This is a genomic window from Streptomyces zaehneri, from assembly GCF_032248645.1.
GTDB classification, from domain to species: domain Bacteria; phylum Actinomycetota; class Actinomycetes; order Streptomycetales; family Streptomycetaceae; genus Streptomyces; species Streptomyces coriariae.
Genome location: NZ_JASTTJ010000010.1, coordinates 46,736 through 71,793 on the forward strand (window position 1 = coordinate 46,736; position 25,058 = coordinate 71,793).

At 72.9% G+C, this 25,058-nt stretch carries 22 protein-coding genes and 1 pseudogene; 16 read left to right on the plus strand and 7 right to left on the minus strand.

The window, feature by feature from the left end; translation table 11 throughout:
- Positions 1-141: 141 nt before the first annotated feature.
- Positions 142-1,080, minus strand: a complete 939-nt coding sequence (locus tag QQM72_RS18285; protein ID WP_314222125.1) for a 5'-3' exonuclease — start codon at positions 1,078-1,080, stop codon at positions 142-144.
- A 207-nt stretch (positions 1,081-1,287) separates the two neighbouring features.
- Here QQM72_RS18285 and QQM72_RS18290 point away from each other — a divergent pair, with 207 nt between their 5' ends.
- The 4 genes and pseudogenes from QQM72_RS18290 (at position 1,288) to QQM72_RS18305 (ending at position 5,965) form a co-directional block, all read left to right on the plus strand.
- Entirely contained in the window at positions 1,288-2,373 is a 1,086-nt protein-coding gene (locus QQM72_RS18290) for a quaternary amine ABC transporter ATP-binding protein (RefSeq protein ID WP_314221945.1), read from the plus strand.
- Positions 2,366-4,180: an ABC transporter permease/substrate binding protein gene (locus tag QQM72_RS18295; protein ID WP_314221946.1), complete on the plus strand. Its 1,815-nt coding sequence runs from the start codon at positions 2,366-2,368 to the stop codon at positions 4,178-4,180. The genes QQM72_RS18290 and QQM72_RS18295 overlap by 8 nt, the downstream gene beginning before the upstream one ends.
- 474 nt (positions 4,181-4,654) lie before the next feature.
- Entirely contained in the window at positions 4,655-5,245 is a 591-nt protein-coding gene (locus QQM72_RS18300) for a helix-turn-helix domain-containing protein (RefSeq protein ID WP_020128360.1), read from the plus strand.
- Positions 5,245-5,965: pseudogene (locus tag QQM72_RS18305) on the plus strand (helical backbone metal receptor). Before QQM72_RS18300 ends, QQM72_RS18305 begins: the two are co-directional and overlap by 1 nt.
- Here QQM72_RS18305 and QQM72_RS18310 read toward each other — a convergent pair.
- The gene (locus QQM72_RS18310; RefSeq protein ID WP_314221947.1) at positions 5,877-7,043 is read right to left on the minus strand and encodes a TDT family transporter; all 1,167 of its coding nucleotides are present in this window, start codon (positions 7,041-7,043) and stop codon (positions 5,877-5,879) included. The pseudogene QQM72_RS18305 and the gene QQM72_RS18310 sit on opposite strands and share 89 nt — an antisense overlap.
- 70 nt (positions 7,044-7,113) lie before the next feature.
- On the opposite strand from QQM72_RS18310, the gene QQM72_RS18315 reads away from it, so the two are divergent.
- Complete coding sequence (locus QQM72_RS18315; protein ID WP_314221948.1) at positions 7,114-8,043, plus strand: LysR family transcriptional regulator; 930 nt, start codon at positions 7,114-7,116, stop codon at positions 8,041-8,043.
- A 306-nt stretch (positions 8,044-8,349) separates the two neighbouring features.
- Here the strand turns inward: QQM72_RS18315 and QQM72_RS18320 are convergent, their stop codons facing one another.
- Positions 8,350-9,057, minus strand: coding sequence for a gamma-glutamyl-gamma-aminobutyrate hydrolase family protein (locus tag QQM72_RS18320; RefSeq protein ID WP_314221949.1), 708 nt, complete (start codon positions 9,055-9,057; stop codon positions 8,350-8,352).
- A gap of 64 nt (positions 9,058-9,121) precedes the next feature.
- Entirely contained in the window at positions 9,122-9,856 is a 735-nt protein-coding gene (locus tag QQM72_RS18325; RefSeq protein ID WP_314221950.1) for a FadR/GntR family transcriptional regulator, read from the minus strand.
- 105 nt (positions 9,857-9,961) lie between these two features.
- Between QQM72_RS18325 and QQM72_RS18330 the strand changes: the two genes are divergently transcribed.
- The 3 genes from QQM72_RS18330 (at position 9,962) to QQM72_RS18340 (ending at position 13,613) form a co-directional block, all read left to right on the plus strand.
- On the plus strand, positions 9,962-11,326 hold the full coding sequence (locus QQM72_RS18330) for a glutamine synthetase family protein (protein ID WP_314221951.1): 1,365 nt from the start codon (positions 9,962-9,964) through the stop codon (positions 11,324-11,326).
- Between the two features lie 143 nt (positions 11,327-11,469).
- Positions 11,470-12,825 carry an aldehyde dehydrogenase family protein gene (locus tag QQM72_RS18335; protein WP_314222126.1) on the plus strand — a complete coding sequence of 452 codons (1,356 nt, stop codon included), beginning with the start codon at positions 11,470-11,472 and terminating at the stop codon, positions 12,823-12,825.
- On the plus strand, positions 12,822-13,613 hold the full coding sequence (locus QQM72_RS18340; protein WP_314221952.1) for a 3-oxoacyl-ACP reductase: 792 nt from the start codon (positions 12,822-12,824) through the stop codon (positions 13,611-13,613). The genes QQM72_RS18335 and QQM72_RS18340 overlap by 4 nt, the downstream gene beginning before the upstream one ends.
- A 21-nt stretch (positions 13,614-13,634) precedes the next feature.
- Here the strand turns inward: QQM72_RS18340 and QQM72_RS18345 are convergent, their stop codons facing one another.
- Positions 13,635-14,837 carry an amino acid deaminase/aldolase gene (locus tag QQM72_RS18345; protein ID WP_314221953.1) on the minus strand — a complete coding sequence of 401 codons (1,203 nt, stop codon included), beginning with the start codon at positions 14,835-14,837 and terminating at the stop codon, positions 13,635-13,637.
- A gap of 280 nt (positions 14,838-15,117) precedes the next feature.
- On the opposite strand from QQM72_RS18345, the gene QQM72_RS18350 reads away from it, so the two are divergent.
- Positions 15,118-17,301, plus strand: coding sequence for a hypothetical protein (locus tag QQM72_RS18350; RefSeq protein ID WP_314221954.1), 2,184 nt, complete (start codon positions 15,118-15,120; stop codon positions 17,299-17,301).
- The gene (gene mycP, locus QQM72_RS18355; protein ID WP_314221955.1) at positions 17,298-18,506 is read left to right on the plus strand and encodes a type VII secretion-associated serine protease mycosin; all 1,209 of its coding nucleotides are present in this window, start codon (positions 17,298-17,300) and stop codon (positions 18,504-18,506) included. The genes QQM72_RS18350 and mycP overlap by 4 nt, the downstream gene beginning before the upstream one ends.
- A gap of 13 nt (positions 18,507-18,519) precedes the next feature.
- Here mycP and QQM72_RS18360 read toward each other — a convergent pair whose 3' ends face one another.
- Positions 18,520-19,521 (minus strand): serine hydrolase, encoded by a 1,002-nt coding sequence (locus QQM72_RS18360; RefSeq protein WP_314221956.1) that lies wholly within the window; start codon positions 19,519-19,521, stop codon positions 18,520-18,522.
- 151 nt (positions 19,522-19,672) lie between these two features.
- On the opposite strand from QQM72_RS18360, the gene QQM72_RS18365 reads away from it, so the two are divergent.
- Positions 19,673-20,404, plus strand: a complete 732-nt coding sequence (locus tag QQM72_RS18365; protein WP_314221957.1) for an SseB family protein — start codon at positions 19,673-19,675, stop codon at positions 20,402-20,404.
- Positions 20,405-20,449: 45 nt separating this feature from the next.
- On the opposite strand, the gene QQM72_RS18370 is transcribed toward QQM72_RS18365, so the two are convergent.
- Positions 20,450-20,827 (minus strand): DUF1844 domain-containing protein, encoded by a 378-nt coding sequence (locus QQM72_RS18370; RefSeq protein WP_314221958.1) that lies wholly within the window; start codon positions 20,825-20,827, stop codon positions 20,450-20,452.
- 394 nt (positions 20,828-21,221) lie between these two features.
- On the opposite strand from QQM72_RS18370, the gene infC reads away from it, so the two are divergent.
- From infC to QQM72_RS18395, 5 genes are all read left to right on the plus strand, one after another.
- A complete protein-coding gene (gene infC, locus QQM72_RS18375; protein WP_314222127.1) occupies positions 21,222-21,920 on the plus strand; it encodes a translation initiation factor IF-3 in 699 nt (232 codons plus the stop codon).
- Positions 21,921-22,027: 107 nt separating this feature from the next.
- The gene (gene rpmI, locus QQM72_RS18380) at positions 22,028-22,222 is read left to right on the plus strand and encodes a 50S ribosomal protein L35 (RefSeq protein WP_006607578.1); all 195 of its coding nucleotides are present in this window, start codon (positions 22,028-22,030) and stop codon (positions 22,220-22,222) included.
- 97 nt (positions 22,223-22,319) lie between these two features.
- On the plus strand, positions 22,320-22,703 hold the full coding sequence (rplT, locus tag QQM72_RS18385) for a 50S ribosomal protein L20 (RefSeq protein ID WP_020132316.1): 384 nt from the start codon (positions 22,320-22,322) through the stop codon (positions 22,701-22,703).
- A gap of 181 nt (positions 22,704-22,884) precedes the next feature.
- Complete coding sequence (locus tag QQM72_RS18390; protein WP_314221959.1) at positions 22,885-23,745, plus strand: TrmH family RNA methyltransferase; 861 nt, start codon at positions 22,885-22,887, stop codon at positions 23,743-23,745.
- Between the two features lie 53 nt (positions 23,746-23,798).
- Entirely contained in the window at positions 23,799-24,938 is a 1,140-nt protein-coding gene (locus tag QQM72_RS18395; RefSeq protein ID WP_314221960.1) for a sensor histidine kinase, read from the plus strand.
- Positions 24,939-25,058: the final 120 nt, after the last annotated feature.

Consider the following 25,058-nt stretch of genomic DNA (forward strand, 5'->3'; position numbering starts at 1 on the left):
TGGTTAGGTATGCCTAAGTTAGCATCTCTCCCCCCGGTGATGCCCTCCCCGGTCGAGAGGTCGGCTCCTCTCGTCCGGATCTCCCGCAGAGGATGACTCCCGGCTCTGCCCGATCGTCAGTCCTCGACGCGAGAGCAATGGTTACGCGGGCGGGGTGCCCAGGGTCGTCTGCAGTCGCTGGAGCGACCCGCCGAGTCCCCAGCGCTGTGCCAGTGCCTCCAGTGTCGCTCCGTCCCGCGGTGCGCGCGGCAACGTGGTGTCCACGTCCGGCAGGGGCACGTCGTCGGCGACCTTGACCACCTTCGGCGCGACGGCGAGATACGGCCGGGCCTCGTCCAGCCGCAGCCGCTGTGACGGCGTCAGCTTGGCCTTGCGGTCGTCGACCGCCGCCACGATCCCGGCCAGGTCGCCGAACTCGGCCAGCAGCTTGGCCGCGGTCTTCTCCCCGATGCCCGGCACGCCCGGCAGGCCGTCGCTCGGGTCGCCGCGCAGCAGGGCCAGGTCCGCGTAGCCGCTCCCGTCGACGCCGTACTTCCCGCGCAGCCACGCCTCGTCCGTGAGCTGGAGCGTGCCGACGCCCTTCAGCGGATACAGCACGCGTACCCCGCGGGCGTCGTCCACCAGCTGGTAGAGGTCGCGGTCGCCGGTGACGATGTCGACCGGGCCCTTGGCGCGGCCGGTGAACGTGCCGATCACGTCGTCCGCCTCGTAGCCGGCGACGCCCACCCGTGCGATGCCGAGCGCGTCCAGGACCGCCTCGATGATCGGCACCTGCGGCGAGAGGGTGTCCGGCACCTCCTCCTCGTCCGGCCCCGTCTCGCGCTCCTCGGCGACACGGTGCGCCTTGTAGGAGGGGATGAGGTCGACCCGCCACCGGGGGCGCCAGTCGGCGTCCATGCAGGCGACCAGCTCGTCCGGCCGGTGGTCCTTCACCAGCCGGTCGATGAAGTCCAGCAGTCCGCGCACGGCGTTCACCGGCGTGCCGTCCGGTGCCTTCACGGAGTCCGGGACGCCGAAGTAGGCGCGGAAGTACAGCGAGGCGGTGTCGAGGAGCATCAGTCGTCCGGTCACGCCTCGCATCATGCCGCACGCGTGCCCCGGTAACCGGTGCGTATTCACTCCCGTGGCAGGAGTGAACCTCTTGTGAAACCTGCTGTGAACTGAACCACTCGTACGTTTGCCCCCATCGGACCAGGGCAGGGGCGGCCTCGGAGCAATGCCCGGTTGCGCTTTCAACTGTTTGCTGTTGCCGAGTGCTCCGATTCCTGTCCCCGACGAGAGGTACGCGTGTCCTCCAGGCTTGAGGCCGAGCATCTGCACAAGGTGTTCGGCAGACGACCGCAGCAGGCAGTCGAGCGGCTCCGGGAGGGAGCCGACCGGGAGGAGCTGCGTGCCGACGGCACGACGGCCGCCGTCATCGACGCCTCCTTCACGGTGGAACCGGGCGAGATCTTCGTCGTCATGGGTCTGTCCGGTTCGGGCAAGTCCACCCTGCTGCGGATGCTCAACGGGCTGCTGGAGCCGACCGCCGGGCGCGTTCTCTTCGACGGCCAGGACCTCACCGCCCTCGCCGACCGCCCGCTGCGCGAGGTCCGGGCGAAGAAGATCAGCATGGTCTTCCAGCACTTCGCGCTCTTCCCGCACCGCAGCGTCCTCGACAACGCCGCCTACGGCCTCGCCGTCCAGGGCGTCCCCCGCCGCGAACGCGAGGAGCGGGCCGCCGAGGCACTGCGGCTCTGCGGTCTGGCCGGCTGGGAGAAGTCCTGGCCGGACGAGCTGTCCGGCGGCATGCAGCAGCGCGTCGGCCTGGCCCGCGCCCTCGCCACCGACGCCGACCTGCTCCTGATGGACGAGTCCTTCAGCGCGCTGGACCCGCTGATCCGCCGCGACATGCAGGACCAGCTCCTCACGCTCCAGCAGACGCTGAAGAAGACCATCGTCTTCATCACCCACGACCTCAACGAGGCCATGCGCCTGGGCGACCGGATCGCCGTCATGCGCGACGGCCGCATCGTGCAGACGGGCACGGCCGAGGACATCCTGATCCGCCCCGCGAACGACTACGTCGCCTCCTTCATCCAGGACGTGGACCGCTCGCGCGTGCTGACCGCCTCCGCCGTCATGGACACCGCCGTGCGCGGCGACGAGGCTGACTGCGGCTGCGAGACCGCCACCCCCGACACCCCGTTCACCGCGCTGTGCGCGCTCAGCGCCCGTCTGAGCCATCCGGTCGCCGTCCTCGACGGGAAACGCACACTCGTCGGCGTCGTGTCGGGACAGCGCCTCGTCCGTTTCCTCGGCGACGAACAGGGCCCGGCGACGGCCTGCGACAGTCCGCGCGACGGCGGGAAGAAGGTGATGGCCCGTGCCTAGGCTGCACCTCGGCGACTGGGTCGACTCCGGCGTCGACTGGCTCGTCACCCACATGTCCTGGCTCTTCGACGCGATCAAGGCGCTCGTCGAAGGCATGTACGACGGCCTCGACGCCGTCCTCACCGCCCCCGAACCGCTCCTCCTCGCGGGCATCCTCGCGGTGCTCGCCTGGTGGCTGCGCGGCCTCGTCGCGGGCGTCCTGGCCTTCGCCGGGTTCGCCCTCATCGACTCGCTCGCCCTGTGGGACGAGGCGATGTCGACGCTCTCCCTGGTGCTCGTGGCCACGGTGATCGCCCTGGTGATCTCCCTCCCGCTGGGCATCTGGGCCGCCCGCTCCAAGGCCGTCAGCGCCACCCTGCGCCCCGTCCTGGACCTGCTCCAGACGATGCCGTCGATGGTCCTGCTGATCCCGGCCATCCTGTTCTTCGGCATGGGCGTCCCCGCGGGCGTCATCGCCACCCTGATCTTCGCGCTCGCCCCGGGCGTCCGGATGACCGAGCTCGGCATCCGCCAGGTCGACTCCGAACTCGTCGAGGCCGCCGAGGCGTTCGGCACGACGCCCCGCGACACCCTGCTGCGCGTGCAGCTGCCGCTCGCCCTGCCGACGATCATGGCGGGCGTCAACCAGGTCATCATGCTGGGCCTGTCGATGGTCGTCATCGCCGGCATGGTCGGCACCGGCGGCCTCGGCGGCGCCGTCAACGAGGCCATCGGCCGGCTCGACATCGGCCTCGGCTTCGAGGCGGGCCTCGGCATCGTGGTCCTCGCCATCTACCTGGACCGGATGACCGGCGCCCTCGGCACGCGCATCTCCCCGCTCGGCCGCCGCGCCGCCGCCAAGGCCCGGGGCACGGTGTGGACGTACCGTCCGCGCCCGGCCGTGGCCGTGGTCGGCGTGGTCGTGCTCGCCCTGGTCGCCGGCGGCATGAACGTCTTCGGCCCCTCCTCCGGTACCGCCGAGGCCTCCGCCTCGGACATCGGCAAGGGCAAGGAGGTCAAGATCGGCTACATCCCGTGGGACGAGGGCATCGCCTCCACCTACCTCTGGAAGGAACTCCTGGAGGAACGCGGCTTCGACGTCACCACCACCCAGTACGCCGCGGGCCCCCTCTACACCGGCGTCGCCACGGGGCAGATCGACTTCCAGACCGACGCCTGGCTGCCCACCACCCACGACGAGTACTGGAAGAAGTACGGCGAACAGCTCGACGATCTGGGCTCCTGGTACGGCCCCACCTCCCTCGAGCTCGCCGTCCCCTCGTACGTGAAGGACGTCGGCTCCCTGGCGGACCTGAAGAGCCACGCCGCCGAGTTCGACGGCAAGATCACCGGCATCGAGCCCAGCGCCGGGATGATGGGCCTGCTCAAGGACAAGGTCCTCGGGCAGTACGGCCTCGACGGCGCCTACACCGTCGTCGACGGCTCCACCCCGGCGATGCTCGCCGAGCTCAAGCGCGCGTACGCCGCCAAGAAGCCGATCGTCGTCACGCTGTGGTCGCCGCACTGGGCGTACAGCGACTACGACCTGAAGAAGCTCCAGGACCCCCGGGGCGCCTGGGGCAAGGGAGACGGCGTGCACACCGTCGCCCGCAAGGGCTTCGCCGCCGACAACCCCGAGGTCGGCAAGTGGCTGAAGAACTTCCGCATGACCGAGGCCCAGCTCACCGGTCTGGAGGCGCGGATCCAGAAGGCCGGCAAGGGCAAGGAGCAGGACGCGGTCCGGACCTGGCTGAAGGAGAATCCAGGTCTGGTCGAGAAGTGGGTACCGGTCGCCGATTCGGGGCAGGAAAGCCGGGCGGCCCGGTGACCTGACAGCACCGCGACCGCCCGACGAGGGGCGGGCACCGACGTACGGCCTCCGGGCCCGCGCCGGGGCCCGCCCCTCGTGTCGTTCCCGTGCGTTCCCCGTCTCTCACGCTCCCGCTCCAGCCCGCCACGGCGCCGGTCCGGCCCCGTCCGCCCGCCGCCCCGCCACAGCAAGAATCCGGCCAAGTACGGAGAGCTACGCCCATGCCCGAGCCGGGGCGTGCGGCGACGCCGGGAAGGCGGGAACATGCGCGGCCGTTCGCGCATTGAACCGGACAACCGGTGAGCGGGTCCGCGCCCGGCGTGTCCGGGGTGCGATCGGCTGGCGCGAACTGTGAGGTCCGGTGTTACGCCGGGTGTCCTCGATGTGACGGGCGCATGAAACGGTTTGCCGAACATGCGTAGGGTGCAGACAACTCCTCAGAGGGCGTAGAGGACGTCATGGCAGCGACGAGCTAAGGAGGGAGCCGGAGCGATGGGCGACCACAAAGAACAGCCACTGCGAGTGGGCGCGGCCGTGCGGCGCCGACGCCGTTCCCTGGAGCTCACCCTCGCCGTCGTGGCCGAGCGCAGCGGCCTGTCGGTCCCGTTCCTCAGCCAGATCGAGAACGAGCGCGCGCGGCCCAGCACCAGCTCCCTGGAGAAGGTCGCCGACGCCCTGCGCACCACGGCCGTCGAGCTGCTCGCCGCCGCCGACCCCGCGTGCAGCGTGGACGTCGTGCGCGCCGAGGTGACCGAGCCGGGTCCGGGACCCGAGCCGGAGCCGCGCTCCCGCTCCCTGGTGCGCGGCCACCACCAGATGCACGCCTCGGAGTTCACCGGCGACCATGACGCGGGCCGTGAGTTCCAGTACCGCAACGACCAGTTGATGTACGTGGCCGACGGCGCCGTGGAGATCGAGGCGGAGGGCCGCGCCTACCGTCTCGGCCGCGGCGACACCCTGTACCTCACCGGCGGGGTACGGCACCGCTGGCGGGCGACCGTGCCGGACACCCGGGTGGTCGTCGTCGCCGTGGCCGAGCACATCGAGGCGGTACGCGACCGGGACCGGGGCCGGAAGCGGTAGTGCGGATCGTCTCGCTGGTGCCGTCGCTCACGGAGGCGGTGGCCTGCTCCGTGCCCGGCGCCCTGGCCGGCGCCACCGACTGGTGCACTCACCCGGCCGGCCTCGACGTCGTCCGGATCGGCGGAACCAAGAACCCCCGCGGTCGACCGGATCGTCGCCCTCGCCCCCGACCTGGTGATCGCCAACGAGGAGGAGAACCGGGAACCGGACCTGGCCGACCTGCGCGCGGCCGGCCTCGAGGTCCTGGTGACCCGGATCCGCGACCTCCCGCAGGCCTTCGGTGAGCTGGCTCGGGTGCTCCGGGCGTGCGCCTTGCCCTCGCGACCGAAGTGGCTCGACGAGGCGGAGGAGGCATGGGCGGCGCCGCTGCCGCCCACCCGCCGCCGGACGGCCGTCGTACCGATCTGGCGCCGCCCGTGGATGGTGCTGGGCCGCGACACCTTCGCCGGGGACGTGCTGGCCCGTCTGGGCGTCGACCAGCTCTACGCCGGGCACGCCGAACGCTATCCGCGGATCCCGGTCGAGGAGCTGCTCGCCGCCGCACCGGACCTGGTCGTGCTGCCCGACGAGCCCTACCGCTTCACCGCCGACGACGGCCCGGAGGCCTTCCCCGGTCTGCCCTGCGCGCTGCTCAGCGGACGGCACCTGACGTGGTACGGCCCGTCGCTCGCCGAGGCGCCGAAGGTGCTGGGCGAGGCGCTGCGAGCAGCTCACCGCTGAGCAGCCCGCGGACGGTGTGCGTGGCGGCGACGGCCCACGCCGCGACGAGGACGACGTACAGCCCGCAGGCGAGCACGTCGTAGGCGACCAGCCCGGTGTGCCGGGCCAGCGCCGCCGCTCCGGTCACACAGGTGCCGACCGGGAAGGTGAACGCCCACCAGGTCATCGCGAAACCCATCCCGTGCCGGCGGGCCCGCACCACATGCGCGGTGGCCAGACACAGCCAGAGCAGCGCGAACCCCATGACGGGCACCCCGTACAGCACGGCGAGCACGGCGAAACCGCGGCTGTCCGGGCCGGACAGGACCCCCACAGCGGCCTCCGCGAACTTTCCGACGGCGGTGGTGGACTGCCCGAGCGGGCCCAGGACGAGGAACAGGGTCGGGGTGAGGACGAGGGGCAGCGGCCCGCCGGTCAGCAGCCGCGCGAACACGACCGGCAGCATGACGAGCGTGGCGAGCAGACTCAGTCCGAACAGCGCGAAGCACGCGAGGAGCAGCGTCTGCCGCGGCTGCCCGGCCGGCAGGTACGGCACCAGCAGCGGCCCGAGCGCGGCGGACACCATGGGCGCGACGAGCGGCAGCAGCCACACGGGGGTGGCCTGGGACGCCCGCACCCGGTGGCGTACGGCCATCAGGTACGGGACGGCGACGGCGGCCGTGAGGGCGACGGCCGTCCCTACGGTGAACAGCACGGCGTCGAGGGCGACCGCGGCCCGGACGCCGATCCAGTCCCGGCCGACGGTGAGGGCGCCGCCCCCGACGGCGAGCAGCGCCATCGCCAGGCAGCCGTAGAACGGAGCCGTCGCCGGATCCAGCAGATGGGCGCGGGCCTGGTCGCGGTGATGGCGCCAGTGCAGGGCGCGGGCGCCGAGCAGCGTCAGCAGCAGAACGAGCGCGAGGACCCAGCAGGCGGTGAGGAGCGGCCGCAGCCCCGGCGGGCGGACGGGGAGCGCGGGTCCCGCCGTGGCGAGGATCGCGGTCCCCATGACCGTGGCGTACCAGTTCGGTCCGAGGTGACGGACGGCGCCGGCGGGCACACGAGGGACGGCGTACAGGGGCTGGGCGGCGGTGACCATGCCTCCACGGTCGCCCGGCCGCCCTCCCGCGACCAGGGAGTACGCCTCTATGGGGACATAAGCTGGGCTTATGGGGAGTGTCGAGGAACAGCCCGCGGACGGCGCGACGGGTTCGATCGCGCACCGCGTCCCGGATCTGGGCGCGCTGGAGCTGCTGCTGGCGGTGGCACGGCTGGGCAGCCTGGGCGCGGCCGCGCGGGAGCTCGGCATCACCCAGCCGGCCGCGAGCAGCCGGATCCGTTCCATGGAACGCCAGCTGGGCGTGGCCCTGGTGGACCGCTCGCCGCGCGGCTCCCGGCTCACGGACACCGGCGCGCTGGTGACGGACTGGGCGGGGCGGGTCGTCGAGGCGGCGCGGGCGTTCGACGCCGGGGCGCAGGCGCTGCGGGTCCGCCGTGACTCGCGGCTGCGGGTGGCGGCGAGCATGACGATCGCCGAGTACCTGTTGCCCGGCTGGCTGCTCGCGCTGCGCGCCGGGCGGCCGGACACGGCGGTGTCGCTGCTCGCGGGCAACTCGGCGGCCGTCGCCGAGCGGCTGCTCGCCGGGGAGGCGGACCTCGGCTTCGTGGAGGGCCTCACGGTGCCGCCCGGCCTGGACTCGGCCGTGATAGCCCACGACCATCTGATCGTCGTGGTCGCGCCCGCCCACCCGTGGGCCCGCAGGCGGCGGCCGCTGCCCGCGACCGAACTGGCCTCGACGCCGCTGATCCTGCGCGAGAAGGGCTCGGGGACCCGGCAGGTGCTCGACACGGCGCTGGGTGGTCTGGCCCGGCCGCTGATCGAGCTCTCCTCGACGACCGCGGTCAAGGCGGCGGCGGTCAGTGGGGCGGGGCCGGCGGTGCTGAGCGAACTGGCGGTCGGGGAGGAGCTGGGGCTGCGGCGGCTGGTGAAGGTGCCGGTGGAAGGGGTCGCGCTGGCGCGCGATCTGCGGGCGGTGTGGCCCACGGGGCACCGGCCCGCGGGGCCGGCGCGGGAGCTGTTGTCGCTGACGCGGGGGTAGCTCCTCCCGCCCCCGCCTCCGCCCCCGCCGCTCCTTCCCGCCCCCGCCGCTCCTTCCCGTCCCCGGGAGCGGTGCCCCGGCCCCCCTGCGGCCTGGACGGCCTCGTACTCAAGCGCCGGACGGGCTGGGCGGATGCGCCGCCGTCACCGGGCCGCACCCTGGGGGCTGCGCCGCTCCGCCCCCTTCGGCCTTGAACGGGCCTCAAGCGCCGGACGGGCTGGGTGGGTGCGCCGCCGTCTCCGGGCCGCACCCTGGGGGCTGCGCCCCGCCGACCCGCCTTCGGCCCCGAAAGGGCCTTCCTCGTCCTCACATGCCGGACGGGCTGGGTTGCGCCGCCGTCACCAAGGCGTGCATGACGCGTACGTCCTCGTCCATCTCCGGGTGCCACTGGACGCCCATTACCCAGTTCGCGGACGGTAGTTCGACGGCCTCCACGGTGCCGTCCGTCGCGTACGCCGACGGGATCAGGCCCGTGCCGAGACGGTCCACGGCCTGGTGGTGATAGGCCGGTACGGAGGTCTCCTCCTCGACGGCCGCCGCGTACCGCGTGCCGGGGACCGGCTTGACCGGGTGACGGCCGAAGGCGCCGACGACCTCGGCGTGTCCTTCGATGTGCTGGGTCAGGGTGCCGCCGAGCGCGACGTTCAGCAGCTGCATGCCCCGGCAGATGCCCAGCAGTGGGAGGTCCGCCGCCAGCGCCGCCTCGATCAGGGCCAGCTCCCAGGCGTCCCGCTCCCGCGCCGGCGGCCCGGTGCGGGGGTCCGGCTCGGCGCCGTAGCGGACCGGTTCGACGTCGGGGCCGCCCGCGATCACCAGGCCGTCGAGGCGGGCCACGGTCGCCGCCGCGTGCTCGGGAGCGTCCGGCGGGAGCATCGCGGCCAGCCCGCCGGCCCGCTGTACCAGCCGCGGGTACCCGACGGGCAGCAGCGCGGCGTCCAGCGCCCACACGCCCCAGCGCGCCGCGGACTCCAGATACGTGCTGACGCCGATCAGCGGCCGTGAGCCCTCCGTCATGTGCCCTCCCACTCCCGCAATGGATTGCCGCAGGATCGCCGTAATGGATCGTAGCCATACCATTTCACGTCAGGAAGCCCCTGAGCAGGGCGGCCGTCCCCGCGCAGTGCTCCCGCATCATCTCCCGCGCCCCGTCCGCGTCCCCGTCCAGCACCGCCTCCACCAGCGCGAGGTGCTGCCGCTGCGAGTGCTCCAGGTTGCGGACCAGGAGCGGGATGCAGTCGAGCAGGTCGTTCACCGTGGCCCGGACCGCCGCGTACCGCCCGGTCAGCGAGGGTGAGCCGCACAGCTCGGCCAGGGTGAGGTGGAGCATCGTGTCCAGGCGGCGGTAGTCGGCCAGCGGCGCGTCCGCCGTGCGGGCCAGCGCCTCGCGCAGGCGCTCCGCCTGCTCGTCCGTCAGCCCGTGCGTCGCGCACAGACCCGCCGCGCCCACCTCGAGCACCTCACGGAAGCGCAGCACGTCCTCGATGTCGACCTCCGCGATCCGCCGCCGCAGCTCGTCCTCGCCGCCGGCGTCCGTACGCGGCAGCACGAACGTTCCGCCGTAGCGGCCCCGGCGGGACTCGACCAGGCCCTGGTCCTGGAGGACCTTCAGCACCTCGCGCAGCGTCACCCGGCTGATCCCGAGCCGCTCCGCCAGGTCCCGCTCGGCCGGCAGCCGTTCGCCGCCCGGCACCAGGCCCAGTCGCACCACCTGGAGAATCTGCTCCAGCGCCTCCTCGAAGCCGTTCCCGGCCCGTACCGGCCGCAGTACCGGCGTCAACCGGTCGTCCGGTCCGCCGTCAGCGTCCACCGACATCTGGCCGCGCCCCCTTCCCAAGCAATGGTTCTCCGCAATACCTTATGGCTCCCGGCCCGCCCGAAGAAGACGGGGGAGCCGGGGAAGCCGAAGGAGGCCCTTCCCGTGGCAGACCGCACACCCCCGCTCGGCGTCGAGGAGCTGCACGCCCACGTCGCGAGCGGTGAGATCGACACTGTCGTCCTGGCCTTCCCCGACATGCAAGGGCGTCTCCAGGGCAAGCGGTTCGCCGCCCGGTTCTTCCTCGACGAGGTACTCCAGCACGGCACCGAGGGCTGCAACTACCTCCTCGCCGTCGACACGGACATGAACACCGTCGACGGGTACGCCATGTCCTCCTGGGAGAGCGGCTACGGCGACTTCGCCATGCGCCCCGACCTGTCCACCCTGCGCCGCGTGCCGTGGAACGCCGGCACCGCCCTGCTCATCGCCGACCTGGCCTGGAACGACGGCTCGCCCGTGGTCGCCGCGCCGCGCCAGATCCTGCGCCGCCAGCTGGAGCGCCTCGCCGGGCACGGTCTCACCGCCCAGGTCGGCACCGAGCTGGAGTTCATCGTCTTCAAGGACAGCTACGAGGCCGCCTGGGACGCGAACTACCGCGGACTCACCCCGGTCAACCAGTACAACGTCGACTACTCGGTGCTCGGCACCGGCCGGGTCGAGCCACTGCTGCGCCGCATCCGCAACGAGATGGCCGGCGCCGGACTCACCGTCGAGTCCGCCAAGGGCGAGTGCAACCCCGGCCAGCACGAGATCGCCTTCCGCTACGACGAGGCCCTGGTCACCTGCGACCAGCACGCGATCTACAAGACCGGCGCCAAGGAGATCGCCGCCCAGGAGGGCGTCTCGCTGACCTTCATGGCCAAGTTCAACGAGCGCGAGGGCAACTCCTGCCACATCCACCTCTCGCTCACCGACGCCGACGGCACCAACGTCATGGCCGGCGACGGGGAAGGGGGGATGTCCGACGTCATGCGGCACTTCCTCGCCGGACAGCTCGCCGCCCTGCGCGACTTCTCCCTCCTCTACGCCCCGAACATCAACTCCTACAAGCGGTTCCAGCCGGGCTCCTTCGCCCCGACCGCCGTCGCCTGGGGATACGACAACCGCACCTGCTCCCTCCGCGTCGTCGGCCACGGCCGCTCGATGCGCTTCGAGAACCGGCTGCCCGGCGGCGACGTCAACCCGCATCTCGCGGTCGCGGGTCTGGTCGCGGCGGGCCTGTACGGCATCGAACAGAAGCTGGAACTGCCCGAGGCCTGTCCCGGCAACGCCTACACCGCCGAGTACGCACACGTCCCGACCACCCTGCGCGAAGCCGCCGAGATCTGGGCGGACAGCCCGATCGCGCTGGCCGCGTTCGGCGAGGAGGTCGTCGCGCACTACCGCAACATGGCACGCGTCGAGCTGGAGGCCTTCGACGCTGCGGTCACCGACTGGGAGCTGCGCCGCTCCTTCGAACGCCTCTGACGCACCCGCCCGTGCACCCGCCCGCGAAAGGCCCTTCCTTGCCCGGTCCTTCCCTGCCTGGTCCTTCCCTGCCTGGTCCCTCCCCGTCCGGTCCCTCGCCGTCCGGTCCTTCTTCGTCCGATGCGCGGTCGCTTCCGCACGAGCTGATCGTCCTCAACCCGGCCACCGAGGAGATCGTCGCCACCGTGCCGGCCGCGGACGCGGCCGACGTGGACCGCGCGGTCGCCCGCGCCGGCGCCGCCCAGAAGGCCTGGGCCGCCGCCGCCCCGGCCGACCGGGCCCGGTTGCTGCGCCGCTTCGCCGACGTCGTCGACGCGCACGTCGAGGAACTGGCGCTGCTCGAGGTCCGCGAGGCCGGCCACCTGCTCGGGAACGCCCGCTGGGAGGCCGGCAACGCCCGCGACCTGCTCCTGTACGCGGCCGGCGGCGTCGAGCGGCTCCTGGGCCGCCAGATCCCCGTACCCGGCGGCTGGAACATCACCTTCCAGGAGCCGCTCGGCGTGGTCGGGGTGATCGCCCCCTGGAACTTCCCGATGCCCATCGCCGCCTGGGGCTCCTTCCCGGCCCTCGCGGCAGGCAACGCCGTCGTCCTCAAGCCCGCCGAGACCACCCCGCTCACCGCCCTGCGCCTGGCCGAACTGGCCCTGGAGGCAGGCCTGCCGGAGCACCTCTTCCAGGTGCTGCCCGGCCACGGAGCCGTCGCCGGGCGCGCGCTCGTCGACCACCCGGGCGTGGCGAAGATCGTGTTCACCGGCTCCACCCGCACCGGCCGCGAGGTCATGGAACGCTGCGCCCGGCAGGTCAAGCCGGTCACCCTGGAACTCGGCGGCAAGAGCCCCAACATCGTCTTCGCGGACGCCGACCTGAAGGCCGCGGTCGACCCGTTCTCCTTCCTCGACAACTCCGGCCAGGACTGCTGCGCCCGCACCCGCGTCCTCGTGCAGGAATCGGTCTACGACGAGGTGGCCGACCACCTGGCGCGGGAACTGGCCGCCGTGACGGTCGGCGACCCGGCCGACGAGAAGACCCGGATGGGCCCGCTGATCTCCCGGCAACAGGTGGACCGCGTACGGTCGTTCGTCCCCGAGGACGCCGAGGCGCTGCGCGGCACCGCGCCCGACGGCCCCGGCTTCTGGTTCGCGCCGACCGTCCTCACCGGCGTCGCACCCGACTCGCCCGCCGCCCGCGAGGAGATCTTCGGCCCCGTCGCCGTACTGCTCCCCTTCACGGACGAGGCGGACGCGATCCGGCTCGCCGACGACACCCCCTACGGCCTCTCCGGCTCCATCTGGACCCGGGACGTCGGCCGGGCGCTGCGCGTCTCCCAGGCGGTCCGGGCCGGCAACCTGTCCGTCAACTCCCACTCCAGCGTCCGCTACTGGACGCCGTTCGGCGGCTGCAAGCAGTCCGGCGTGGGCCGTGAACTGGGTCCGGACGCCCTGACCGCCTTCACCGAAACCAAGAACGTCTTCATCAGCACGGAGGGCCCCGCACAGTGACCGCATCGCCTGACGAGATCATCTGCCGCCGTCTGGTCGGCCGCACCGCAGTCATCACCGGAGCCGGCAGCGGCATCGGCCTCGCCACCGCGCGCCGGCTCGCCTCCGAGGGCGCGCACGTCGTCTGCGGCGATGTCGACGAGGCCCGCGGCAAGGCCGCCGCCGAGGAGGTCGGCGGGACCTTCGTGAAGGTCGACGTCACCGACCCCGAGCAGGTCGAGGCGCTGTTCAAGACCGCCTACGACACCTACGGCAGCGTCGACATCGCCTTCAACAACGCCGGCATCTCCCCGCCCGACGACGACTCCATCCTGGAGACCGGCCTCGAAGCCTGGAAGCGCGTCCAGGAGGTCAACCTGACCTCCGTCTACCTGTGCTGCAAGGCCGCGATCCCCTACATGCGGCGCCAGGGCCGGGGCTCCATCATCAACACGGCGTCCTTCGTGGCCCGGATGGGCGCCGCCACCTCGCAGATCTCGTACACGGCGTCCAAGGGCGGTGTCCTCGCCATGTCCCGTGAGCTGGGCGTCCAGTTCGCCCGGGAGGGCATCCGCGTGAACGCCCTCTGCCCGGGGCCGGTCAACACCCCGCTGCTCCAGGAGCTGTTCGCCACGGACCCGGAGCGGGCCGCCCGCCGGCTGGTCCACATCCCCGTCGGCCGGTTCGCCGAGGCCGAGGAGATCGCCGCCGCCGTCGCCTTCCTGGCCAGCGACGACTCCTCGTTCGTCAACGCCTCCGACTTCCTGGTGGACGGCGGGATCTCCGGGGCCTACGTGACCCCGCTCTAGGACGCCCCAACGACCGGCCGCCTACAGGAAGGTCCGCCCCTCACCCCGGTAGGTCGGCACGGTCGCCGTCACCGCGTCCCCCTCGACGAGGTGCAGCACGTCGAACCGCTCGCACAGCTCACCGGCCTTCGCGTGCCGGAACCACACCTTGTCGCCGATCAGCAGATCGTCGGCGGGCGAGCCGAGCAGTGGCGTCTGCACCTCGCCCGGCCCCTCCTGGGGGTCGTACCGCAGCCCTTCCGGCAGGTACGGCACGGGCAGCCGGTCGGGGCCCGCGGCACCGGACGCGGGATACCCGCCGCCGAGGACGGTGACGATCCCCACCCCCGGCCGCCGGACGACGGGCTGGGCGAACAGGGCCGCCGGACGGCCGCTGAAGGACGTGTAGTTGTCGAACAGACGCGGCACGTACAGCCCCGACCCGGCCGCGATCTCGGTGACCGCGTCCTCGGCGGCGGTGTGCTGCACACTGCCGGTGCCGCCGCCGTTGACGTACTCCAGATCCGGTACGACGGCCCGCACCGCGCGCACCACCGCGGCGCGACGCTCGGCGAGCTCGCGCCGGGCGGTGGCCTGCATCAGCCGGATGGCCCGGGACCGGAAGGGCCGCCCGGCGACGGCGTCGCCGACCCCGGCGATGTGCCCCTCGTAGGCCATGATCCCCACGACCTTGAAACCGGGCCGCCGGGCGACCGCCCTGGCCACGTCGGCGACCTGGGCGGGGGAGTGCAGCGGCGAGCGCAGGGCGCCGACCCGGACCCGGCCGCCGAGGAACTTCAGCGCGGTGTCCAACTCCAGGCAGACCCGGATGACTTCGCGCCCTTCACCGCGCGCGCCGTCGATGAGGTCGAGCTGGGAGACGTCGTCGACCATGACGGTGACGGCGGCGGCGAGCTTGGGGTCGGCGGCCAGTTCGGCGAAGGCGGTGCGGTCGGCCGACGGGTAGGCGAGGAGGATGTCGTCGAACCCGGACCGGGCCAGCCACAGGGACTCGGCGAGGGTGAACGACATGATGCCGGCGAAGCCGTCCTTGGCCAGGACGCGTTCCAGCAGCGTCCGGCAGCGTACGGACTTGCTGGCGACACGGATCGGCTTGCCGCCGGCCCGGCGGACCAGGTCCTCGGCGTTGGCGTCGAAGGCGTCCAGGTCCACGAGGGCGAGAGGTGCGTCGAGATGGGCGGTGGCCCGGTCGTAACGGGCCCGGTCGGCGGCGCGCGCAGTCATGAACGAAGCCTGCCAGACAGGATTACCGCAGGGTAGGGGGACGTTCCGGGCAGAAGCCCCGGGCGTCGCGGACTGGTTCCCGTTCGCCCGGCGACAAGCCGTAGAGTGACGCGCACGCAGGAGGACGGCTCCGGCCGGGCAACCGCGTCGGGATGCCGGTCCGCCCGTGCGGGTATGCGTGCCCAGGGCGGACCACCGCGTCCGCGCCGGGCCGCCCGGGCACGAGACCGACCGCCCGCGTACCGATACGACGGCCCGGGGACGAGGAAACGGGGGGTGCATGAGCACGGAAGCACGCCGCGCCTCGGTCCCCCCGCGCCCGGACGTGCCGCCCCACCCCGGTGTCCCGCCCCGGCCCGCCACCCCGCCCCGCCCGGCCCAGCCCCCGACTGCCCCGACGGACCGGGCGAGCACCGGCCAGGCCCTCGCCGAGCCGCCGCCACGCGACCCGGCGCGCCGGGCGGCCCCCGCCGCCGAGCCGCAGGAGCCCGCCGCGCCGCCCAGGACGCCGACGGGCGGACCGCGGCAGCAGGCTGAGCGGGAGTCCGCCCACGGCGCGACTCCCGGCTCGGCCGGACCGAAGGCGCCCGCCCAGGGCGAGCCCACATCCGGGGACGCCTTCGCTTCCTCGGGGGACGACTTCCCCTCTGCCGGGGACGGCTTCTCTTCCTCGGGGGACGACTTCCCCTCTGCCGGGCGCGGCTTTCTTTCCGCCGGCGACGACTTTCCTTCGGCGGGCCCGCAGTCCTCCCCTTCCCGCACCGCCCCCCGCTTCGCCGACCTGCGGGCCCAGCACACGGACGCCATGACCCCGCCCCCGCCGCCCGCGTCGGCCCGTTTTCCGGACATCCCGCCGCAGCCCGCCCGCCCCGTCCCCGCCTCACGACGTGACGACGCCGGGACGCCCCCGCGAGCCGAAGAACGCCCGGCGGCTCCTCATGTCCCCCGTCCGGCCCCGCCCCACGACTTCCGCCGCGCCCCCCGGCCCACCAGGCCGGCCGCCCGCCCCGCTCCCTCGCAGGACTCGCGCCCCGCAGGTCCGGGCGGCGCCGCCCCTCGCGCCGGTACGGCTGCTCCCCGTCCCGCCGACGGGGAGGCCACCCGCCCGGCCGGCCCCGACGGCTCCCCTCCCACCGGCGCAGCCGGCGCCCGCCCCTCCGGTGACGGACCCCCGCGTTCCGCCGGCCGCTCCGAAGGCGCCCTGCCCGACGGCACTGCCGCTCCCGCGGGCACTCGTCCCGCCGACTCGAACGGCTCCCGCCCCGCGGGCCCGCCGCCGCCCTCCCGTCCCGCCGGCTCGTCCGCGACCGCGGACGGGTCCGCGTCCGACGGCGCCTGGTCGCCGTTGCCCCGGAGTTGGGTGCCCGTGCCCGGGCTGAGTCGGCGGGAGGCGGAGGCGGAGGGCGCCGGGGGCGGTCTGCGCGGTGACTCCCAGGCGGGCCCGGCGGTGACGGACGACGGGCCGGCGTGGAGCCCCGGGGTGGCCGTGCGGCAGCCCGGGTTCGCCGTGCCGCCCGTTCCGGCCGCGCCCCCCGCGCCCCCCGCGCCAAGGGCTCCGCAGCGGACCGACGGCGGCCCGGGTGAGGCGAGCGGCCCCGATCCGTCCCTGTCCTGGAGCGCTCCGATGGCACCGGGCGGACCCCTCGGTGCCACCCGGCCGGTGGTGACCTTCGCGCGCCCCGAGGGGTACCGGGACATGTCCGGGATCTTCGGCCGGCGGGGACGCGTCGCCGCGGCCGCGGTCTGTGTCGTCCTCGGCATGGGGCTCATCGGCGGTGCGGTCACCGGCAGTTGGCTGGTCGGGGACTCGGCGGACGCCGCCGAGCGCAGTACCTACACCACCGCCGGCGGACTGTGGCACAACGTGCCGGTCGATCAGCTGTTCCCGCCCACGGTCGACGGTCAGGGCGCCGGTCCCGGCGGCGCCGACCGCACCTGGACGCGGATCGCCGTCGCCCCGGACGGCGACTGCGCCGACGCCTTCGACCCGCTGCTGCTCAAGACCCTCGCCCCGGTCGGCTGCCAGCGGCTCCTGCGGGCCACCTACACCGACGCCACCCAGAGCTATGTGACCACCGTCGGCCTGCTGTTCACCACGGCCGACGCGGCCGCCATGCGTGCGCTCGACACCCGCTTCACCAAGGAGAAGCTGGCGGAGCGGGCCGATCTGATGCCCCGGCCGTACGCCGTGAAGGGCACCGTCGCCGCCGCCTTCGGCGACAAGCAGCGCGCGGCGTGGACGGTCTCCGTCCTGACCGACGCGCCCGTCGTCGTCTACGCGGTCTCCGGCTGGGCGGACGGCCGCGTGGTCGACACCCCTCAGTCCGCCCCGGCGGCCACCGCGGCGGGCGCCACCACGGCCCCCGCGCAGGCGGGCCTCGGCAACGAGGCCCAGGGCCTCGCCGACCGCGTGGAGCGCGGCCTGCGCAAGACCGCCGTCACGCCCTCGGAGCAGCCCTCATGAGCACCCGTACGAGCCGTACGACCCGCAGGGCCGGGCTCCTGTGCTGTCTCCTCGCCGCCACCGTCGCCCTCGTGCCGCCCTCCACCGCCTACGCCGACGGCATCCGTGCCAAGCAGTGGGCCCTGGAGGCCCTGCACACCCAGGAGGCCTGGCAGACCACCAAGGGCGCGGGCATCACCGTCGCCGTCCTGGACACCGGCGTCGAGGCCGACCACCCCGACCTCACCGGCAACGTGCTCACCGGCAAGGACATGGTCGGCTTCGGAGCCGGTCCCGGTGACCGCGCGTGGGCCCGCCACGGCACCGCGATGGCCGGCATCATCTCAGGTCACGGCCATGGCGGCGGCAACGCCGACGGCGTGCTGGGCATCGCCCCGGAGGCGAAGATCCTGCCCGTCCGCGTGATCCTCGAGGACGGCGACCCGCAGCGCACCAAGGCCCGCAACACCCGCGGCAACGCCCTCGCCGAGGGCATCCGCTGGGCCGCCGACCAGGGCGCCGACGTCATCAACCTCTCCCTCGGCGACGACTCCGCCTCCGCCCACCCCGAGCCCGCCGAGGACGAGGCCGTCCAGTACGCGCTGAAGAAGGGCTCGGTCGTCGTCGCCTCGGCCGGCAACGGCGGCGAGAAGGGCGACCACATCTCCTACCCGGCCGCCTACCCCGGCGTCATCGCCGCGACCGCCGTCGACCGCTACGGCACCCGCGCCTCCTTCTCCACCCGCCGCTGGTACGCCACGGTCAGCGCGCCCGGCGTCGACGTCGTCATCGCCGACCCGGACCACAAGTACTACGAGGGCTGGGGGACCAGCGCTGCTTCCGCCTTCGTCTCGGGGGCCGTGGCGCTCATCAAGGGCGCCCGGCCCGGGCTCACCCCGGCCCAGATCAAGAAGCTCCTGGAGGACACCGCCCGCAACGCCCCCACCGGAGGGCGCGACGACTCCCGCGGCTACGGGTTCATCGACCCGGCCGCCGCGATCACGGCCGCAGCCGACCTCAAGCCGGAGGGTCTGCAGTCGGCGGCCTACGGCGAGCAGTACTTCGGCTCCGGCCCGGACAAGCCGAAGGCGGACGACGACCCGGCCGACTGGGCGGGCCTGCTCGCGGGCGGTGCCGGGGGAGTGCTGCTGGTGGCGGCTGTCTTCCTGTGGCGCGGCCGCCGCGAGCGCGACCGGCCCGGGGCCTACGGGACGCTCCAGCCGTGACGGGACCCGCCGGCTAGTCGGCGGCGGAGGGCGAGGCCGTGGCGGCGGCCTGCGTCGAGGCGCCACCGTCCCGCAGCGCCGACACCGCCGTCCGCGCCACCTGCTCGACCAGTGAGATCCCGGCCGCCTGCGTCGCGTTGCCGTTCGACAGCACGGCCACCAGGCAGTCGTGGCCGTCGACGGTCACCCGGCCGATGCTGTTGATGTCCCACAGCCCGGTCGTGCTGCGCGCCAGCCAGCCGTTCTTCAGCGCCCACGAGGACCCGTCGGCCGCCGCCGAGACTCCCCAGCGCTGGTCGGCGGCTATCTGCCCCATCAGGCCCCGGAGATACGTCCGCGACGCCTCGCTCAGCTCCGAGTCGTCCCCGAAGACCTGCTGGAGCAGGGTGAGCTGATCGGCGGCCGTGGTCTGCGTGAGCCCCCACAGCATGTCGTCGCCGCCCGCGGTGTCCGTCAGCCCGAACCGTTCGTTCGCGGCGTCGAGCCCCTGTGCCTTGCCGATGATCCGCCACAGCGCCGACGCCGAGTCGTTGTCACTGTTCTCGATCATCGCGGTGGCGTACGTCTTCTCGGCCGCGGTGAGACGCCGGTCCGCGTCCTGTGCCTGGAGCAGCAGCGTCGCCAGGATGTCCACCTTGACGATGCTCGCCGTGTCGAAGGCGCTCTCGCCGTACGTGGCGTCGTCACCGGAGTCGAGGTCGAGCACGGCCACGGACACGGACGCGTCGCCCGGCACGGTCACCGACCTCATCGCGGACGCGAGCAGCGCGTCGTGGTCCACCTCGGGCGCCGCCACCGTCTCCACCGACACCTTTCCGCTCCCCGGACCGGACGCCGACGGCGTCGCGGAGGACGACGATACGACCGCGGTACCCGAGTGCGCCTGTGCCTTCACATAAACGGTCCCGCCCGCCGTAACCCCGAGGACGGCGACCGCGGCGAGCGCGGTGCACAGCAGCGGGCGGCGCCGGGAGGGCCGAGCGCGGCGGCTGCGACGTGCTCTGGAGGACTCCATGACCGTCGATGCTCGGGGCGGCGACTGTGCGCACCGTTAGACGGAGGTTAGAGGCACGTCAGGGATGTCTGAGAATCCGGTGAAAGGCGTCACCACCGTGTTTCGGGCCCCGCACAAGCGCAGCATCATCCCCCCGATAGGGTCGACGACCGTGGCGAACAAGAACATTCCCGACTCCGGCTTCTCCGACGACGACGGCTCCGCCGATCCCCGGCTGAGCGCGGCGCTCGCCGCCTGGGCCGAGGACCGCACCGCCGTGGGCCCGGTCCTGGCGGCGCTCAGGGGCGCCCGGCTCCTGGTGCCCGTGGTGGCCGTGCTGGGCGAGGTGGAGGAGGACGAGAAGGGACTGCGCCGGGAGAAGACCAGCGACATGGCCGTGCCCACGCTGAAGGCGGGCGGTCGCACCGCGCTGCCCGCGTTCACGTCCACGGACTCGCTCGCCCGCTGGGACCCGCAGGCCCGCCCGGTCGCCGTACCGCTGCACCAGGCGCTCCAGGCGGCCGCCCACGAGAAGGCGGACACGGTCGTCCTCGACCTGGCCGGACCGGTGGCCTTCGAACTGACCGGGCCGGCGCTGCTGGCGCTCGCCGAGGGCCGTACGTCGGCCGACCCGCTCGCCGATCCGGCGGTGCGGGCGGCGGTCCGGGCCGCGGTCGCCGCCGAACCGGAGGTCCTCAGCGCCCACCTCGGGCCGGGGCAGGCGGACGGCACCCTGGCCCTCGTCCTCGACCCGGCCGCCGTCCCCGCCGAGGCGGCCCGTGCGGTGGCCGGGCGGCTCGCCGCCGACGAAACACTGAGGGCCCGCCTGGTGCGCGGCCTCGACCTGGCACTGCTGCCGGCCGGGACGACGCCTCCGGGCGAGCCCCTCTACGTGAAGAGCTGAACCGGCGGCTGCGCCGGCCCAGCGGAAGAAGCGGAAGAAGCGGCCTCAGCCGTAGATCGGGCCCGTGTACTTCTCGCCCGGTCCCTGGCCCGGCTCGTCCGGGACGAGGGACGCCTCGCGGAACGCCAGCTGGAGCGACTTCAGACCGTCGCGCAGGGGCGCCGCGTGGAAGGAGCTGATCTCGGTCGCGCTTCCGTCCAGCAGGCCGGCGAGGGCGTGGATCAGCTTGCGGGCCTCGTCGAGGTCCTTGTACTTGTCGCCCTCCTCGGTGAGCCCCAGCTTCACGGCGGCGGCGCTCATCAGGTTGACGGCGACCGTCACGATCACCTCGACGGCGGGGACCTCGGCGATGTCGCGGGTCATCTCGTCGAAGTCGGGGGCGCCGGGGGTCTCGGCGGAGCCGGCGGGGGAGGAGTCACTCATGCCCCACACGATAGGCGCAGGCCGGCCCGGTCTCCGTACCGAGGCTCGATTGGCCGTTCCTGGCGCAGACTGCTAATCTCGTGTAAAGACCGGTCGGACACGCGTGCCCCTCAGCAGGCGGGCCCGGCCCACAAGTGGAGGCTCCGAACTCCCACCCGACTGTCCTCGCGGACGGCGGGTCACCCCGGTCAGGCGGCCACCATCGTTCCGTACGGACGATGGAGTCGCCCGGTAGTGCGCCCCGCGTTCACGCGGCGGTGCTCCGGTAGTGCTTGGAGCCCCGCATGTGATCGTTCGGGGCATTTTTTGTGCTTCGGCGTGGTTACAGGACTAACAACCAAGACGTTACGCGGCCGTTCGCCAGACTGCCGCGTGGTGCTATCTAGGAGGATCCATCAGCGCCGAGCCCCGCATCAACGACCGGATTCGCGTTCCAGAGGTGCGACTTGTCGGTCCCAGTGGCGAGCAGGTGGGCATCGTCCCCCTGGCCAAGGCACTGGAGCTTGCCCAGGAGTACGACCTGGACCTGGTCGAGGTCGCGGCGACAGCCCGCCCCCCGGTCTGCAAGCTCATGGACTACGGGAAGTTCAAGTACGAGTCGGCCATGAAGGCCCGTGAGGCGCGCAAGAACCAGGCGCACACGGTCATCAAGGAGATGAAGCTCCGGCCGAAGATCGACCCGCACGACTATGACACCAAGAAGGGTCACGTCGTTCGGTTCCTCAAGCAGGGCGACAAGGTCAAGATCACGATCATGTTCCGCGGTCGTGAGCAGTCCCGGCCCGAGCTGGGCTACCGACTGCTCCAGCGTCTCGCGGAGGACGTCCAGGACCTCGGGTTCATCGAGTCGAACCCGAAGCAGGACGGCCGAAACATGATCATGGTTCTCGGTCCGCACAAGAAGAAGACCGAGGCGATGGCCGAGGCCCGTCAGGCGCAGGAGGCCCGCAAGGCCGAGGCGAAGGCCAACCCGGGTCGTTCGCAGAACGCCGCGGATGCCGACGCCGTCAACGCCGAGGGCGACGTCGACACCGACGTCGTGAACGCCGAGGCTGACGCCGAGGCCCCTGCCGAGGCTTCCGCCGAGGCGTGATCCGCGGGACGCGAGTCCCAAGGACGTAACCGATACAAGAGACGTTCCACCGTGCCCGGTTTCACGACCGGGCACCGGAACGCCACCGACGAGGAGATAACGGCGCTATGCCGAAGAACAAGACGCACAGCGGTGCCAGCAAGCGCTTCAAGATCACCGGCTCCGGCAAGGTGCTCCGTGAGCGCGCCGGCAAGCGCCACCTGCTCGAGCACAAGTCGTCCCGCGTGACGCGTCGCCTCACCGGCAACGCCGAGATGGCCCCGGGCGACGCCGCGAAGATCAAGAAGCTTCTCGGCAAGTGACGTCGGGCGCGTGATCCGCGCCTGATCTCAGACCGGGACTAAATCGATTCCGGGTCGTGTGAGTCCAACCACGGCCCCGCTACAAGGAGTTAAACAAGTGGCACGCGTCAAGCGGGCAGTCAACGCCCACAAGAAGCGCCGGGCGATCCTCGAGGCGGCCTCCGGCTACCGCGGTCAGCGTTCGCGCCTGTACCGCAAGGCCAAGGAGCAGGTCACCCACTCGCTGGTCTACAACTACAACGACCGCAAGAAGCGCAAGGGCGACTTCCGGCGGCTGTGGATCCAGCGCATCAACGCGGCTGCCCGCGCCAACGGCATCACGTACAACCGCTTCATCCAGGGTCTGAACGCCGCGAACATCGAGGTCGACCGCAAGATCCTCGCCGAGCTGGCCGTGAACGACGCCACCGCGTTCGCCGCGCTGGTCGAGGTCGCGCAGAAGGCCCTCCCGGCGGACGTGAACGCGCCCAAGGCCGCGTGACGCCGCGCCGGCGTTGAGCCGACGTGACGGAAGGACCCGCAGGCTTGACGCCTGCGGGTCCTTTGCGTCTGCCCGTTCCGGCCGTCGTCCGGGTGCGGGCCGTCGGCGGCCGGTCGCGCAGTTCCCCGCGCCCCCAGGGGGTCGCCATCCCCCACGAGTGAAAAACGAAGGTGAGCTCCACATGCCCTCCGCCACCCCCGAGCCGATCTCTCCCCGCTCCCCCCGGGTCTCCGCCGCCCGGCGGCTCGCCAGGCGGAACTTCCGGGGCAAGGAACGGCTGTTTCTCGCGGAGGGACCGCAGGCCGTGCGGGAGGCGGCCGCGCACCGGGCCGGCGGCGACGCGACCCTCGTGGAGCTGTTCGCCACCGTCGAGGCCGCGGAACGGTACGCCGACATCATCGGCGAGGCCCGCGCCGTCGGCGCCCGGGTGCACCTCGCCGACGAACAGGTCATCGAGGACATCTCCACCACCGTCACCCCGCAGGGGCTCGTCGGCATCTGCCGGTTCCTGGACACGCCCTTCGAGGAGATCCTCGCCGCCCGGCCGAAGCTGGTCGCCGTACTGGCCCATGTGCGCGACCCCGGCAACGCCGGCACCGTCCTGCGGTGCGCGGACGCCGCGGGCGCCGACGCCGTCGTCCTGACCGACGCCTCCGTCGACCTCTACAACCCCAAGGCCGTCCGCGCCTCCGTGGGCTCCCTCTTCCACCTTCCCGTGGCGGTCGGGGTCCCCGTCGAACAGGCCGTGGCCGGGCTGAAGGAGGCCGGGGTGCGGATCCTCGCCGCCGACGGCGCCGGGGACGACGACCTCGACGACGAGCTGGACAAGCGGACGATGGGCGGGCCCACGGCGTGGGTGTTCGGGAACGAGGCCTGGGGGCTCCCGGAGGAGACCCGGGACCTCGCGGACGCCGTCGTGCGGGTTCCGATCCACGGGAAGGCCGAGAGCCTGAACCTCGCGACCGCCGCCGCCGTATGTCTCTATGCATCGGCCCGTGCACAGCGCGCCTCCGGAGGGTGCCGCTCCGTCACCGAGAGCTAGTAGGGTGACCAGCTCGGGGGCCCCTCAGTCGTCTGAGAGGTGGGGTACGGGCAATGAGCGTCGGCATGAGCGGTACACGGGATGCGCAGGCCGTTCCCGACGCCTGCGCACCCCGGCCGGGCGGTGACCCCACCGGTCTCGGCATCGACCCCGACGACCTGCCCGACGGGCTCGTGGTCGCCGACGAACACGGGCACGTCGTCTGTTTCAACGCCGCCGCCCAGCGCATCACCGCCGTCCCCGCCGAGGACGCCCTCGGCGCGCGGCTGGAGACCGCGCTGCCGCTGGAGGACCTCGAAGGCCGCCGCTGGTGGCAGCTGACCGACCCCTACGGCGGCCTCGCCATCCGGGTCGGACAGCCCGAGCGCAACCTGCTGCTGCCGGGGGGACGCGAGGTGCTCGTCACGGTGCGGTACGTCCGCGGCGAACCCACCGGACCGGTCCACCGGGTCGTCGTGTCGATCCGCGACACCGAGGCCCGCCGCCGCACCGAACGCAGCCACGCCGAGCTGATCGCCACCGTCGCCCACGAGCTGCGCTCCCCCCTCACCTCGGTCAAGGGCTTCACCGCCACCCTGCTCGCCAAGTGGTCGAGGTTCACCGACGACCAGAAACGGCTGATGCTGGAGACCGTCGACGCCGACGCGGACCGGGTCACCCGCCTCATCGCCGAGCTGCTCGACATCTCGCGCATCGACTCGGGACGGCTGGAGGTGCGCCGTCAGCCCGTCGACATGGGCGCGGCCGTGGGCCGGCACATCCAGGCCTACGTCGCCGCCGGACAGCCCGCCGACCGGTTCCTGCTGCGCATCGAGCAGCCGTTGCCCGCCCTGTGGGCCGACCCCGACAAGGTCGACCAGGTGCTCAGCAACCTCATCGAAAATGCGGTGCGCCACGGCGAGGGAACCGTCACGATCGATGTCACGCCCGCCGCGTCCCCCCGTGAGGGAGAGGACTCCGGCACGTCGGTCACCGTGAGCGACGAGGGCGCAGGCATCCCGGAGGAGTCCATGAACCGCGTCTTCACCCGCTTCTGGCGGGGCAGCAAGCGCGGCGGCACGGGCCTTGGGCTGTACATCGTCAAGGGCATCGTCGAAGCCCACGGCGGCGTCATCACGGTCGGCCGCGCTCCCGGCGGCGGCGCCGAGTTCCGATTTACGTTGCCCGTGAGCACCCCGGCGTATCTCACCTGAGAACCGGCCGGGCAGCCCGCGGGCGCATCCGTATACCTCCACCCCGTTAGACTCGGCCTTTGGCACCTTTGTGTCCCATGGACGGCCCTCTGACCTCTGCGTGAGTCGGTGACGGGGACC

Bases quoted from the DNA above. Each gene is read 5' to 3' on its own strand.
- QQM72_RS18370 (WP_314221958.1), bottom strand. From the start codon at position 20,827: ATGAGTGACTCCTCCCCCGCCGGCTCCGCCGAGACCCCCGGCGCCCCC.
- QQM72_RS18310 (WP_314221947.1), bottom strand. From the start codon at position 7,043: ATGGTCACCGCCGCCCAGCCCCTGTACGCCGTCCCTCGTGTGCCCGCC.
- QQM72_RS18360 (WP_314221956.1), bottom strand. From the start codon at position 19,521: ATGGAGTCCTCCAGAGCACGTCGCAGCCGCCGCGCTCGGCCCTCCCGG.
- QQM72_RS18390 (WP_314221959.1), top strand. From the start codon at position 22,885: ATGCCCTCCGCCACCCCCGAGCCGATCTCTCCCCGCTCCCCCCGGGTC.
- QQM72_RS18325 (WP_314221950.1), bottom strand. From the start codon at position 9,856: ATGTCGGTGGACGCTGACGGCGGACCGGACGACCGGTTGACGCCGGTA.
- QQM72_RS18300 (WP_020128360.1), top strand. From the start codon at position 4,655: ATGGGCGACCACAAAGAACAGCCACTGCGAGTGGGCGCGGCCGTGCGG.
- QQM72_RS18315 (WP_314221948.1), top strand. From the start codon at position 7,114: ATGGGGAGTGTCGAGGAACAGCCCGCGGACGGCGCGACGGGTTCGATC.
- QQM72_RS18320 (WP_314221949.1), bottom strand. From the start codon at position 9,057: ATGACGGAGGGCTCACGGCCGCTGATCGGCGTCAGCACGTATCTGGAG.
- QQM72_RS18395 (WP_314221960.1), top strand. From the start codon at position 23,799: ATGAGCGTCGGCATGAGCGGTACACGGGATGCGCAGGCCGTTCCCGAC.
- QQM72_RS18345 (WP_314221953.1), bottom strand. From the start codon at position 14,837: ATGACTGCGCGCGCCGCCGACCGGGCCCGTTACGACCGGGCCACCGCC.
- rpmI (WP_006607578.1), top strand. From the start codon at position 22,028: ATGCCGAAGAACAAGACGCACAGCGGTGCCAGCAAGCGCTTCAAGATC.
- QQM72_RS18285 (WP_314222125.1), bottom strand. From the start codon at position 1,080: ATGCGAGGCGTGACCGGACGACTGATGCTCCTCGACACCGCCTCGCTG.
- mycP (WP_314221955.1), top strand. From the start codon at position 17,298: ATGAGCACCCGTACGAGCCGTACGACCCGCAGGGCCGGGCTCCTGTGC.
- QQM72_RS18350 (WP_314221954.1), top strand. From the start codon at position 15,118: ATGAGCACGGAAGCACGCCGCGCCTCGGTCCCCCCGCGCCCGGACGTG.